The sequence below is a fragment of the Chryseobacterium sp. SIMBA_028 genome (genome assembly GCF_046535285.1).
In the GTDB taxonomy this organism is placed as follows: domain Bacteria; phylum Bacteroidota; class Bacteroidia; order Flavobacteriales; family Weeksellaceae; genus Chryseobacterium.
Genome location: NZ_JAWRWZ010000208.1, coordinates 1 through 277 on the forward strand (window position 1 = coordinate 1; position 277 = coordinate 277).

Sequence of the window (277 nt, forward strand, 5' to 3'; positions counted from 1 at the left end):
GACATACCGCACATTTCTGCAAGGCTTTCAATTTTATAATTGAGATACTTTTTGTCTGTAAGCATCAGATTGGTGATATAGTTAATTCTCAACAATTTTATATAATCAGGAAATGAAACATTCATATGATCATTTAAAATATAAGATAGTGTCGTACGGTTGGTGCCCAATATTACTGCAACATCAGGAAGTTTTAGATTTTTATTTAAAAATTGTTTTTTCTCTACAAAAATTTTCAGTTTGATTTTGATCTCTTCAATGATTTCGGCAGAATATT

The 277-nt window shown here is 28.5% G+C and carries 1 protein-coding gene; it reads right to left on the reverse strand.

The genetic code is table 11. The annotated features are described in order from the left end of the window. The coding region (locus SCA31_RS23175; protein ID WP_410699378.1) for a helix-turn-helix domain-containing protein at positions 1 to 277 on the reverse strand (277 nt) is incomplete at both ends.